13 protein-coding genes are annotated in these 13,448 nt (G+C 38.9%); 2 read left to right on the top strand and 11 right to left on the bottom strand.

The window, feature by feature from the left end; translation table 11 throughout:
- Positions 1 to 19: 19 nt before the first annotated feature.
- The 4 genes from BS85_RS0105090 to BS85_RS12075 form a co-directional block, all read right to left on the bottom strand.
- Positions 20 to 1,249, bottom strand: coding sequence for a radical SAM/SPASM domain-containing protein (locus BS85_RS0105090; RefSeq protein ID WP_034551191.1), 1,230 nt, complete (start codon positions 1,247 to 1,249; stop codon positions 20 to 22).
- A gap of 89 nt (positions 1,250 to 1,338) precedes the next feature.
- On the bottom strand, positions 1,339 to 3,414 hold the full coding sequence (locus BS85_RS10290) for a tetratricopeptide repeat protein (RefSeq protein WP_051604696.1): 2,076 nt from the start codon (positions 3,412 to 3,414) through the stop codon (positions 1,339 to 1,341).
- 138 nt (positions 3,415 to 3,552) lie between these two features.
- Positions 3,553 to 3,732, bottom strand: coding sequence for a hypothetical protein (locus tag BS85_RS0105080; protein ID WP_026943854.1), 180 nt, complete (start codon positions 3,730 to 3,732; stop codon positions 3,553 to 3,555).
- Positions 3,719 to 3,853, bottom strand: coding sequence for a hypothetical protein (locus BS85_RS12075; RefSeq protein WP_281173573.1), 135 nt, complete (start codon positions 3,851 to 3,853; stop codon positions 3,719 to 3,721). Before BS85_RS12075 ends, BS85_RS0105080 begins: the two co-directional genes overlap by 14 nt.
- Before the next feature lie 87 nt (positions 3,854 to 3,940).
- On the opposite strand from BS85_RS12075, the gene BS85_RS0105070 reads away from it, so the two are divergent.
- Together BS85_RS0105070 and BS85_RS0105065 are read left to right on the top strand one after the other, a co-directional pair.
- Entirely contained in the window at positions 3,941 to 5,521 is a 1,581-nt protein-coding gene (locus tag BS85_RS0105070; RefSeq protein ID WP_026943853.1) for a flagellin B, read from the top strand.
- A gap of 69 nt (positions 5,522 to 5,590) precedes the next feature.
- Positions 5,591 to 7,540, top strand: a complete 1,950-nt coding sequence (locus BS85_RS0105065; RefSeq protein ID WP_026943852.1) for a motility associated factor glycosyltransferase family protein — start codon at positions 5,591 to 5,593, stop codon at positions 7,538 to 7,540.
- A 338-nt stretch (positions 7,541 to 7,878) separates the two neighbouring features.
- On the opposite strand, the gene pseH (BS85_RS10285) is transcribed toward BS85_RS0105065, so the two are convergent.
- The 7 genes from pseH (BS85_RS10285) to BS85_RS0105025 all read right to left on the bottom strand — a co-directional run bounded on the left by pseH (BS85_RS10285) (position 7,879) and on the right by BS85_RS0105025 (position 13,436).
- Positions 7,879 to 8,403, bottom strand: a complete 525-nt coding sequence (pseH, locus tag BS85_RS10285) for a UDP-4-amino-4,6-dideoxy-N-acetyl-beta-L-altrosamine N-acetyltransferase (protein ID WP_051604695.1) — start codon at positions 8,401 to 8,403, stop codon at positions 7,879 to 7,881.
- 11 nt (positions 8,404 to 8,414) lie between these two features.
- A complete protein-coding gene (locus BS85_RS0105055) occupies positions 8,415 to 9,074 on the bottom strand; it encodes a formyltransferase family protein (RefSeq protein WP_026943851.1) in 660 nt (219 codons plus the stop codon).
- A 166-nt stretch (positions 9,075 to 9,240) separates the two neighbouring features.
- Positions 9,241 to 9,705, bottom strand: coding sequence for a UDP-4-amino-4,6-dideoxy-N-acetyl-beta-L-altrosamine N-acetyltransferase (pseH, locus tag BS85_RS0105045; RefSeq protein WP_211246900.1), 465 nt, complete (start codon positions 9,703 to 9,705; stop codon positions 9,241 to 9,243).
- Between the two features lie 9 nt (positions 9,706 to 9,714).
- Positions 9,715 to 10,461, bottom strand: coding sequence for a cytochrome c biogenesis protein CcdA (locus tag BS85_RS0105040; protein ID WP_026943849.1), 747 nt, complete (start codon positions 10,459 to 10,461; stop codon positions 9,715 to 9,717).
- 8 nt (positions 10,462 to 10,469) lie between these two features.
- Entirely contained in the window at positions 10,470 to 11,744 is a 1,275-nt protein-coding gene (locus BS85_RS0105035) for a TRAP transporter large permease (RefSeq protein WP_026943848.1), read from the bottom strand.
- Between the two features lie 15 nt (positions 11,745 to 11,759).
- On the bottom strand, positions 11,760 to 12,362 hold the full coding sequence (locus BS85_RS0105030) for a TRAP transporter small permease (RefSeq protein ID WP_051604708.1): 603 nt from the start codon (positions 12,360 to 12,362) through the stop codon (positions 11,760 to 11,762).
- 51 nt (positions 12,363 to 12,413) lie between these two features.
- Positions 12,414 to 13,436 (bottom strand): DctP family TRAP transporter solute-binding subunit, encoded by a 1,023-nt coding sequence (locus tag BS85_RS0105025; protein ID WP_026943846.1) that lies wholly within the window; start codon positions 13,434 to 13,436, stop codon positions 12,414 to 12,416.
- Between the last annotated feature and the right edge of the window lie 12 nt (positions 13,437 to 13,448).

The following is a 13,448-nucleotide window of genomic DNA, read 5'->3' as shown; positions in this document are numbered from 1 at the left end:
TAACTTAAAAAAAACAATGTTAATTTGGCTTTAGGATTCCATCTTGCTTCATTTTGGTAACGAGATTGTTTTGATACAACCATAATAAAATATGATTTGGGGTGCCTTGCAATTCTTTTGGAATCTTAAAATATTGTTTAAATTCTTGTTCGTTTATAGCAAGATATTTGCCCTCAATAGACATTTCTTTTTGTCTTTTAAAAGTCATTTGATACAAATCGCAATTACAACACAACTTCATCACATCTGCATCTTTATCTACCATTAAGGAATGTTGATAAGAAATTACTTCCTTTATGGAATGTTCTTTTAAGGAGCAAATATCTAGTTTATGCTTTATATATTTATAGCGATTCGCAAAACCACAACAAGTAACGAGATTTCCGTCTATTAAAATCACAATATTATTATAAGCTCCACACAATCCATGGATATATTGCTGTCTATTAATTGGCAGAATCGTCATTTCCTTATCGCAATCTGTATGTAATTCAATGCCACAAGAAATAAATTTCACATTAGAATTTTCATAAAATTTAAGCACCTCTTGCTTTTCTCCACTATTTGGCTGCTGCTGGACAAAATGCACGTGCGTATAAATTCCTGCTTCTGCTGCAAGAATTGGAGCATTAATAGCGGTTTCATAATCCTTTTCCTTTGGACTTCTCACCTTAGCATAAGTTTCTTGTTTGACAGAATCAATAGAGAAAATCAACTCATCAAATCCCATATCCTTAAGTTCAGTAATCACCTCTTTTGTGAGAAAAGAGCCATTAGTCGTTGCAGAAATCTTTAAACCCTTTGATTTAATATAACGACTAATTTCCTTCCAATGAGGATAGACAAAAAATTCTCCACTAGGAGACATTGCAACCATATTCGCACCATAATCCGCTATTTTATCCACATAACTTTTAGCTTCCTCTAAGGGCATATTTTGAGGTTTTAAGCTTGGATTATCCTTGAAGTATTTTCCCTCGTAACCCTCCCCGTGGAACGGACACATAGGGCAGACATAGTTACACTTTGTAGTTACTTGCAAATAAATTGTTTTTAATTTTGCATATTTCAATAAATGCATTGCGATTTTTTCCGCCAATTCTTTAGGTACAACTTTAGGAGCTTCACCCTCAAACGCATTTCTTTCCTCAAAATCCCCAATTTCTCCCAATAATTCTTCATAGGGATAAACGATAGCGCTAATAATGCCCCCCCCCCCGCTATCTTGCACTTGGGACTCACGATTCATTATTACCTTATTATAATTCAAGTTGGTTATGCAAAAAGAAAGATTCTCTTTTCTTAACTCGCTAAATAATTCCTGTAATATAATTGGCGTCATACTGCTAATACCTCCAAAATCAATTTCATAAAATTATTTTGCTCTATTTTATGATATAAACCATAATGCACCCTAAAAAAGCTAATGAATTTTTCTCTTTTTTTAACATCATTAAAAATATTTATTATGTTGTTTAGGTTTTCAATACATTCTGAAGTATTGCTATACCAAGTATTATCTGCCAACCAAAAATACTTTTCAAATTCTTTAAAAGATAAAGGAGAATTTTCCGCCAAAAAGAAATTTTGCTTGCATACCTCAATGGATTGTAAGCGGATATTATGTAGTTCTTGTTTTGATATACTTAAACGCGCCGTACAAGAAACACCTCTGAATTTATATGTAAATTCTGTTCTAGATTCTCCTTGTTCCATTGGAAAAGTATCACAAAATATATCAATAATATGCCCATAAATATGCGGATCTACGAATCCGGGCATAAAGAACCGCTCCGAGATTCCAAGCTTTTCCACCTTTTGTCTAATCACAGGAATATTCCCAGCCCCAGCCGCAATGAAAATCGTATTTTTGTGCTTTTGCATTACCTCCGCAATCGCCCCTAAATACGCATCACTATCTACTTTTACAAGCCTTCCAATCACGCCTAGCACAATCGTATCTTCCCCAATAGGATACTTAGCTTTCTCTGCTGCAATCACTTCGGGTGCGCGGGGTGGATTATAGAATCTATCCCTATCCATAGGCACTTTAAAGTCTTTAAATATATAAGGGGAACTTGGCGGCGGAGCGTGTGAAATCCTCTCATCAATCCCGCTAATATCATACCTGCCATTCCCGTGACTCCAAAAGATTTGCTTAGGCGCACTTCTTGTAGCAAAGAGAAAATCACTCCCATCAATCGTGCCTGTGGAGATGAGAATATCTATTTCATCAGCAAGGATTCTATTCCTAAGTATCATCGCCTTTTGCAAATGCGGGACATAATAGCTATGCTCTTGCACCAAACCAAAAGCGGGACTCACCACAGACGCGCCAATCTCCACCAAAGATTGCATTGCTTTAACATCATCAATGCTTTTTTGAATATATGCCATAGAATACACCACAATTTCATATTGACTTGCAAACTCCTCCTCACTTAGCAACGCCTTAATCAAAGAATACTCCACTTTATAAGGCGAATTTGCAACAATTCTATCCTTTAAGATTCCAATTTTTATTTTGCGCCCCGCACTCCTATCCACCGCCTCTTTACATTTGGGTAATGCCTTGCCATACTCCACAAAATGAGGCTCTACAAGCTTCACAACCTTATCATTATATTCCTGCCAATCCTCCTGTGTCTGCGCAGAATTTCCAAATTTATGGTAAATGTAAAATTCCACATACATTGCCAAATCCAAATTTCCCTGCTCCAAAAGCCGCTTTAAAACTCCAAGCCACACAGGAAAATTCTCGCGCCATTTTAAGTCATTAAAATAATGCTTGACATTCCAAAAAATATGCATACTCCACAGAAAAATGGATTTTTTCTTCCTATCTGAAATCTGCCAAAAATACTCCTCCTCCAAAGCCTCTTTTTGAATCTTTAAAATCCACTCAACAGGGAGTTGGTAATAAAAGCAAAAATCTAGCACAAAGGTATTTAGCCCCTCCATATATTGCTCAACCAAATCCAAATAAATAATATGCCGCAAGAAAAACTTAATCGCCTCTTCCCTATCCCCCCTAAGCAACATTGCCACGCTAATGCAGTTAATAAACACCAACCGCTCATAATCAGATTCCGTGCTTTTGACATAACTTGCCAAATCTATAAAGCCATCAAAACGCGTATCTTGCGGAATCTTATAATCCGCTCCACAATCCCCAAAGATTCCAAAACACCATAAAAAATTATAATCAGGAATATCGCCTTTGTTATAAATCAAATCCAATATTTTTTGCCGCAACAACGCAATAATTTCTAACCGCGTTGCCAACTCTAATTCCTCTTGCCCTTGTTTCCCAAGAGAGCGAATCAGCAAGATGACCTCATCAAGTGCTATCTTATGACTTGCTGCTTTTAATTTTGTTAAAATTTCTTGTCCAATTAATTGTGTAGGTTGCATTCTTTGTCTTTAGTTTTAGGATTCTGTAAATATCGGCGGATTTTAGCAAAACTTTAGTTAAAATCAAAAATTTTTGCCATTGCTGAAGCTACTTTTTGCTTGATTATAGATTGCTTCGTCTCTCGTCTTCGTTTATTCCTAGTAATGACGAAAGCCTAACCATTGCTTACGAGAGATTTGTAAAATCTTGTGGCGTGCGAATGCGTTAGCATTTTCACCCGCTTCGTCATTGCGAACAAAGTGAAGCAATCCATAATAAGGAACTTCATTAAAGATTCCATTGCAAAGGTTTCTATTTGCTAGATTATAGATTGCCACGAAAACCTGCGGTTTTCTCGCAATGACAAAGTAGAAAGCCTAAAAGCATTTCAGCATTATAGATTGCTTCAGGCAAAGTCCTCGCAATAATAGGCGCAACAATCCCCGCAACAACAGACAAAACCGCCTCTTTTACAACATAATTTCAAAAAGTGGAACACCATTTGCTTTATCACTTGCAAATTCAATTTTTTGCAAAGGATGCATAATGAGTTATAGGATATACACCAATGTGAATGCGTTAAACGCACACACTTCAGGAATTGTGAATAATCGCAATATGGCGGAATCGCTAGAGAAGTTAAGCTCTGGCTTACGAATCAACAAAGCAGCCGATGATGCTTCAGGAATGGCAATCGCCGATAGTTTGCGCTCTCAAGCTGCTGCACTTGGACAAGCGACCAACAACGCCAATGACGCAATCGGTATGATTCAAACTGCCGATAAAGCAATGGACGAGCAAATCAAAATCTTAGATTTAATCAAAACCAAAGCAACCCAAGCGGCACAAGATGGACAAACTAGAACAACAAGAAATGCGCTTCAAAGCGATATTCTAAGACTTATGGAAGAATTAGATAATATTGCAAACACCACAAGTTTCAACGGGCAACAAATGCTTTCAGGTGCCTTCACAAACAAAGAATTCCAAATTGGTGCATATTCTAACACCACCGTTAAAGCCTCTATTCAGCCTACAAACTCCCACAAAATTGGGCATGTTCGCTATGAGACTGCCGCAGAAATGTCTGTAAGTGCGGGTGCAGATAGTTTTTCAGAAGTTACACTTAAATTCTTAAATACAGATGGCACAAATAACTATTCTATTGAATCTATTAAAATCTCTACTTCAGCAGGGACAGGAATCGGGGCTCTTGCAGAAGCTATCAATAAAAACTCTGATACACTAGGAGTGCGTGCGACTTATGTTGTTCAAGGACAAGGTTCAGCTCCAATTGGTTCTGGAACCGTGCGCGGACTTACGATTAATGGAATCCAAATTGGCGATATTAATGATGTGCAAAGAAACGACTATGATGGTAGATTGATTAATGCGATTAACTCCCAAAAGGAGCGCACAGGTGTGCAAGCCTCCCTTAGCATCTCCGGCGCATTACAACTCACGAGCAATGACGGACGCGCTATTTCTGTTAGCGTAACAAGTGGCTCTTCCGTTCTTAATGGCGTTGATGCCAATGGAGCTGCCGTTCCGGGTGGTTCGTTTGCAGGAATTTCAGGCACAACACACGCGATTGTCGGACGCTTGACTTTGATTCGTCTCAACGCAAGAGATATTTTAGTCTCTGGTGCAAATTTCTCTCAAGTGGGATTACATTCTGGAGCCACCAATATTCAAGCAGGTTCTGGAATCGCACAATACACCGTGAATCTCCGTAGCGTCAATGGAGAGTTTGGCGCAAACATTGCCTCTGCAATCGGTGCAAACTATAACACCGCCGTTGCAGCCGTCAATGCAAATGGAATCGGAGCAGGTGTTACAAGTATGGAAGGTGCAATGGCGGTTATGGATATGGCACAATCCGCACAAGAACATCTAGATAGAATCCGTGCGGACTTGGGTTCTGTGCAACAACAACTCGTAGTTACCATTAACAACATCACCGTAACACAAGTCAATGTCAAAGCTGCAGAATCTCAAATCCGTGATGTGGATTTTGCAAGTGAATCCGCTAACTTCTCTAAGACAAACATTCTTGCACAATCTGGAAGCTTTGCAATGGCTCAAGCAAACCAAGTGCAACAAAATGTTCTTAAACTTCTCCAATAATACAAGCCCAATTTCTTTGGGCTTTTTGCTATAATACATTTATCTTTTATCCAATTTTAAGGAATCCCTATGTCTCAATCTCTAAACTCCCGATTTAATAAAAATCTTGAAGCACTTTTTAAGGTTAATCCCCTCCTTGCCGCACAACTCCAAATTTTAGAACCCAATAAAAAATATGAAGTTTATATCGGACAAGACCCTTTGAATATCAACATTTACGACAAAGAAAATAAGCTTGCGCTTTATGCTAGAGAACCACTTGTGCAAACATTAGAGAAAATCAAAGAATTTGAACCTCTTAAACTCTATCCTTTTTTGTATTTTTTTGGCTTTGGCAATGGAGTCTTTTATCGTTTGCTACTCAATGAAAATGCAAAAAACCTTAAAAAACTCTTTATCTTTGAACCCGAATTGGAGATTATCTATATTGCGTTAAATTTCGCGGATTTTAGTGAGGAAATTGCACAAAGAAAACTCTTGATTTTTTGGACAGGGACAACAAATTTTGGAGAATTAGACGCGCATTTGGCAAGTGATGGGCAATGGATTTATTCACGCATTTATAATTTACACCTTTATAATAGCTATTATGGGCGATATAGTGAGGAATGCTTGAATCTTAACTCCATTATCACGCGCTCATTAGGACACCATGTTATTTCTGTGGGTAACGATTCCACAGACGCACTCATTGGGCTAGAACACCACTTACAAAACTTGCCCGAAATGATTACAACTGCCTCAATGAAAGAACTCATTACAAAATCCAAGAATACAAACACTGCCGTGATTGTCTCCACAGGACCTTCACTTTATAAACAGCTCCCTTTGCTGAAAGAATACGCACCTTATCTCACAATTTTTTGCGTAGATGCGTCTTTCCCGATTCTTACTAAGCACGGAATCAAACCCGATATTGTCGTAACCTTAGAGCGTGTAGAACCCACGGCGGACTTTTATAAAAAGACTCCCAAAGCAGCGCAAAAAGATATTATCTTTGCACTCACAAGCATTGTGCATCAAGCCACGACAAAGGCAATCACAAAAGGAATCAAAAGCTTTAGTATGCGCCCCTTTGGCTATACGCGATTCTTTGATTTACAAGAATATGGTTATGCAGGAATCGGAATGAGTGCCGCAAATATGGCTTATGAGCTGATTGTGCATAGCAAGTTTGAGAGGTGTATTTTTATCGGGCAGGATTTAGCCTTTGCTCCCGATGGCAGAACGCATTCTAAAGACGCGATTTTTGGCGAAAACGAATCCCAATACAAAAAATCCGACAACGTATTGGAAAAAATTTTGATTCCAGCCTATGGTGGCAATGGCTTTGTGGAAACAAGTGTTGTGTGGAAAATGTTTTTAAACTTTTTTGAAAAAGACATTGCAGAAACACCTTATGACTTAGAAGTGATTAACTCCACAGAGGGCGGAGCGAGGATTGAAGGGACAAAAGAGATTCCCTTCCAAGAAGTGCTAGAATCTCTACCAAAAGTAAAAAAATCTCTTATCCAGCTTACACCACCTACCAAAGCAGAAATTACTGCCAACAAAAAACAAATGGAAGCAAAAGTAAAAGAATTATTGGATTACGGCTACAAAAAGAAAAAAATTGTGGAAAAACTTTTCTTGAAAGTTGTCAAAATGACAGAGGAATTGGAGCGACTCAATCGCGCAAACAAACTAGAAAAAATCAATTTTGCAAAAATGGATTTACTACTAGAGGAGATTGATGATGTTAAAAATTTCTTTTTAGAAGACACTTTTGTTAAGGTTTTCATTGACGCCGTGCAATCCTATATCGTGCATCAAGAATTAGAATTTGCAAAAATTGTCGTGCGTCCCGTCTATACAAAAATTGAAAAACAAGTCAAACAAATTGATTGGCTCTATGCGCATAAATTTTGGCTTTTTTCTCTTGCGGGAGGAATGGACGCAACTTTAGAGATTGTCAAGCGCAACGCAAAACTTTGGATGAAGATTCCAAAAAAATATGATACAACAGAGGCAAAAGCATAGTTTGATAATAATTTATTACCATTCACATTTACTTTGCCTTTGCAAACAAAAACCCACACTAAAGGACAGCCCAAAGAGACTTCTCTTGCCATTACAAGAAAATCTTTAGGCTTTTTGCGACACATAATGTAGAATCTCACCTTTTAAGATTCCATTGTTGAATCAAAAGTTGATAAGATTATAGATTGCCACGATTCTACTAACGCAGAATCTCGCAATGACAAAGGGTAGTTTTTCGTCAATCCCACTACTTTCGTCATTGCGAGGCAAAGCCGAAGCAATCTATAATCTAATCTTTCTTGCGTGATTCCATTGCAACCATTAACAACTTCTTTTGTTTATAGATTGCCACGAAACACTGCGTGTTTCTCGCAATGACGAAGTGGCAAGATTCTTGTGTTATCCTTGCACATCTCCAACACTTTTTCACCCTTGACTTCCTTTTTGCCAATAATTTGGAAGTCAAACTTCTTGTGCAAGTTTATCACCTGCTTATTACTTACAAAAACCTCTAAGCACAACTTTCTAGCCCTCAATACATTAAAGGCATAAAATAAACTCGCTTGCTCCAAAACACGTCCGATTCCACTAAGTTTTAAGTTTGGATTGCTAAAGAATCCAAACTCCACTTCCTTGCTATTTTTCTTGGTAAAATTAATACTCCCCAATCCAACCCCACAGAATCGCAAAAGAAAATATTGTTTTTTAGGATTCTGTTTTAAAGATTCTATAAATACTAAATGCTCTTGCAGTGAAATTTCCTTTTGATTGTAGAGGTTTTTGGCAACTTCAGGGTGGTTGCGCCATTGTAAAACCTCTTTTTTCTCCAAATCACTTAAAACAACATAATCCTCTATCTCCAAGCAAAGAATCTCTAAATTATTCCCCCCCCCCCCACAGAATCAGCAGAATCGTGCGCATAGATTTTTAGCACAAATTTCTTGCCATCTTTAACAAAAAACGCGGGAAACTCCTCATTGCTCACAATCCTTAAGAGATTAAATTGCGATTCCAAACTTTTAGTCATATCTAGCTCACTATCTTTAGGTGTGCGTTTGGGATAAAAGCTCTCCTCTCCACTCTGCGCCTTTGGGCTTAAAGTTGGAAAATTTTCCAAAAACTCCAAACATAGCTTTTGACACATCTTAGCTTGTTTTTCGCGCAACTCCTCATAAAGCTCCAACCCGCTTAAATGCAAAGTCTCTTGCAAATAAATTGCGCCATTATCCGCCTTTGCATCTGCATTAAAAAGCGTAAAAACAATGGAATCTTTGCCCTCTAGTACCTGCCAAAACAGAGGCGACCAACCCTTGCCCTTAGGCAATGCGGACGCGTGAATCACACAATTATATGTGTGTAAATCTAAAAATTCTTGCGCGATTAATTGGTGGTAAGAAAGGATAAAAACAATATCATAAGGCTCTTGGATTTCACAATGGGAGAAATACAACCTAGAGTTAGGAATCTTGCCCTCTAGCTCCTTAGCATAGGGGATAAACCACTGGTTTGGTGAGGTGAGAATCGCCACTTTCATCTATGCCGCCTTTACGCGCACAGGCTTGAAAATGAACTTGGAATCGCCCTTAAGCTTTGCGATTCCGCATTTTTCAAGGATTTGTGTATTTTGCAAAGTATGGAATCCCGTATGGCTAAAATTGTAGTTTGTGTGGTAAAAAAATGGAGTAAAGTGGCTTTTAAGGCTACAAATCCCCCCCCCCCGCAGAGAATACGAAATAACTCATTTGCGCGTCCTTATTTGTAAATTGAAAACCAAATCTTTGGTAAAGAGAAATTGCTTTTTGATTCGTGTTTAATGCACAAGCATAAATACTCTTAACCCCTAGCGTCTCTTGTGCGTATTGTAGCATTTTTTGCATTAATGCCGCTCCATTTCCTTTTAAGTCTGGGTTTTGATAGATTCCAAACTCACAAGAGATTCCGCGCTGAATGTCTATAAAGCAAAGCACACCCAAGATTTCATCGTTTTGCAAAGCCAAAAAATATTGCTTCGTGGAATCCTGCTTCAAGGATTCCATAAATTGCAAGTGTTCTTTTAGTGTAATCGTCTGTGTTTTCATCAAAGGAGCGATTTTTAGGTGATTGCGCCACCCAAACACCAAAACCTTTTCAATTTCGTTTAAATCCACAAAGTTTTTCAATATCATCACAGAATCCTAGCCTAAAATTCCTACAAGATAAGCAGATAATGCGCTCATTCCCCCACTTGCAACAAGGATTCCAATACAAATCAAAAGCCCACCGGCACACCATTCAATCCATTTAAAATAAGCCTTAATCCATTCCAAGAAAGCAAACGCATAACCAATCAACACCGCACAAAGCAAGAAAGGGAGCGAAAGCCCAAGCGTATAAATCGCTAACAATGCGATTCCGCTTTGCCCATCTAAACTTGCAAGAGCGATAATACTTGCTAAAATCGGACCAACACAAGGCGTCCAACCAAGCGCAAAGCTCATACCAAGCAGAAAGGGAGTAAAAAAATCTTTTAAGATTCCAAATTCGCCTTTGATATGTAAGCTTTTGGTGTAGTTTAAAAATGGAATCCTAAGCACCCCTAAAGTATGCAAACCAAAGACGATAAGGATTCCACCAGCAAAATAGCGTAAAATCGGGCTTAAAAGAATCCCACCTTGTAAAATCCTCGCCGCAACCGCACCAAATAGCACAAAAATAATTCCAAAGCCTAAAATAAAAAAGATTGCACTTCTTAGGATTCTAAATCGCTTCTTTAAATCCAAACTTTTAGAATCTTTCATTTCTTGCAATGAAATTTCAGAAATATAGGAGAAATAAGCAGGAATCAGTGGCAAAATGCAAGGACTAATAAAGGTTAGAATCCCTGCAAATAGGCTCATCAAATGGGGCGCACTCTCAAAAAGCCCAAGCAGTGATTCTTCCACCTTCAACCTTAATCCAACAAACTAGGCAACCAAAGCGAAATGCTAGGCACATACGCGACAAGGATTAAACCAAAAAGTAACACGCAAAGCCACGGAAGCACGGAGATTGTAACATCTTTTAGGCTTAAACCGGTAAGAGAACTCGCAACAAAGAGATTCAACCCCACAGGTGGCGTTAGCATTCCAAGCTCCATATTCACAATCATTGCGATTCCAAAGTGAATGGGGTCAATGCCTAGCTGCAAGGCAATTGGCAAAAGCAAAGGCGTCATAATCATAATTACAGAGCTAGGTTCCATAAACTGCCCCATTATGAAAAGCGCAATATTAACCAAAATCAAGAATACCCACCAACTCATATTCATATTGACAAGGGATTCTGCAATCATATGCGGGATTCTCTCGCTTGTTAAGAAATGCGCAAACACAACCGCAAAACCAATGATAAAGAAAATCATCGCTGTGGTAATGGCTGCATCTAACAACACGCCATACAAATCTTTAATCTTAATGTCTCTATACACAAAAACAGAGATGATAAAGGCATAAACCGCACTAATTCCCGCTGCTTCTGTGGCAGTAAAAATCCCTGCATAGATTCCACCAATGACAACCAAAACGATGAGCAACGCCCAAAAAGCTTCTTTAAACTTTTTCCAACGACTGCTTAGAGATTCTGGTTTTGTTGCCTTAAAACCTAATCGTTTTGCCCCAAAATACGCATAAACTAGCATCATTCCGCCAATCATCACGCCCGGAACAACACCTGCCATAAAAAGCTTTTCAATCGAAACTTCCGCCGTTACCCCATACACAATCATCACAACAGAAGGCGGAATCAAGATTCCAAGACTTCCTGCTGAAGTGATTGCACCCACAGAATAGCTTTTAGGATACCCCGCACTATTTAAAGCTGCAAACATTACAGAGCCAATCGCCACAACCGTTGCAGGAGAGCTTCCACTCACAGCAGCAAAGATAATACAAGCAAGAATCGCACTCATTGGCAAACCGCCGGGCAAATGCCCTACGATACTTTTAGCAAAATCTACGATTCTTTGTGCGGAACTTCCTTTGCTCATTAGCGAACCCGCTAAAATAAACATTGGAATCGCCATTAACGCGGGTTTTAAGCCATTAAGCATTATCTCTGGCACACCCATAATATCGTAGGAGGTAAAGACAAGCATCGTGAGAACCGCGCTAACACCTAGCGAAATGGCAACAGGCACACCCACTAACAATAAACCAAATAATACGATGAGTAAAAAGGCTACACTCATTAACTCCAACCCCCCTTAATCTTTCACCACGGAATCGTGAATCATCTCTTCCTCTGCGTTTTTAACGACTTTATCCGCATCTGTCCAAGAAACCTCATAGATTTTTTCCACAGAACGATAAGTTGCACCCAAAAAGGCAATCGGCAAACACATCAAGAAAACCCATAAGGGAACTTCGTGCAATGCCTCACTCATATAGCCCATTTCATAGTTTAGATAGCAAACCATCAAACTTGCATAAAACATAAAACCCAAAAACGCAGAGTTTAAAATATGTGTCAAAATAACGCAAGTCTTAGCAAGTGCGGGTGGGAATTTTTCAACAAGCATTGTTACCGAGATATGCACCCCTTTTCTAAAGCCATACGCTGCGCCAAAAAATGCAGACCACAAGAAACAATACCGCGCCACTTCCTCCGCCCAAGTGAGAGAGCCAATCTCGGGATAGAATCCCGCAATATAGCGCATACTCACATTAATGGCGGTGATGAGGATTCCAAGTGCCATTCCAACCACAGCGACATTTTTATTAACCCCTGCGATAATTTTATCAAGAATCGCAAACATTTTATTCACGCTAGGGTCTTTATGTGCCCACAAAAAAGGTTTTTGAATCATCAACAATAAACCACGCATATTAAGCCCTTTTATCAATTCAAAATGGACAAACTATTTTGTGTTTAGTGTTTTGTCAATCAACTCTTTACCGATTAAATCGTAGAATTTAGGATAAATGGCTACCATAATATCTTGCCATTGTTTCTTTTGATTTTCGTCTAGCTCGTAAATCGTTGTATTTGTTTTATCGTCTGCTTTAAGCTTATTGAGTAGCATTTCCTCTTCTTTTGCACTCTCTTCGCGTTCAAAAATCGTTGCCTCACGCATTGCAGCAGTAAATTTTTCTTGCAAATCTTGTGGCAATTCTTTCCAAAATTTTTCACTCGCAACAACCAAATAGCCTAAATACCCGTGATTAGAGATTGTAATAGAGCTTTGCACTTCATAGAATTTAGAATTATAGAGGTTAGAGAGTGGATTCTCTGCTGCATCAACAACACCGGTTTGCAAAGCCGAATACACTTCACCAAAAGGCAACACTTGTGGAATCGCTTTAACTGCTTTTGTTTGCTCCTCTAGCACCTTAGAACTCATAATGCGCATTTTTTGCCCCTCCGCATCACTTGGCACGATGATGGGCTTTTTGTTTGTGCTAAATTGCTTGAATCCAGCGTCCCAATAATCAAGCGCAATATATCCTTTATTAGAAATCACATCTTTTAGGATTTTTCCTACCTCTCCGTCCATTACTTTATGTAAATGGTCTGTATCGCGGAAAATAAAAGGCACATCCCAAAGGTTAAACTCTTTTGCAAAAGGCGTGAATTTAGAAAAGCTTGGTGCTGCAAGTTGCACATTGTTGCGCTTTAATTCTTGAAACACCTTATCATCATCTACTAATTGCGCAGAAGGAAATACATGCACTTTAATTTGCCCATCGGTTAGCTCCTCTACTCTTTTAGCAAAGAAATCTGCCGCTCTCCCCTTAGGAGTGTTCGCGCTAACAACGTGCGCAAACTTCACTTCATACACTTTTTTATCACCCGCTGCACTCGCAGCTGCCTCTTTATTCTCGCCACCACAACCAACTAGCGCAAATGCCACTAATACTGAAGCTAAAATGATTTTTTTCATCATCGTCTCCTT

Source organism: Helicobacter rodentium ATCC 700285 (genome assembly GCF_000687535.1).
GTDB classification, from domain to species: Bacteria; Campylobacterota; Campylobacteria; order Campylobacterales; family Helicobacteraceae; genus Helicobacter_D; species Helicobacter_D rodentium.
Note: the sequence above shows the minus strand (reverse complement) of the source record. Positions and strands in the feature narration are given on the sequence as shown.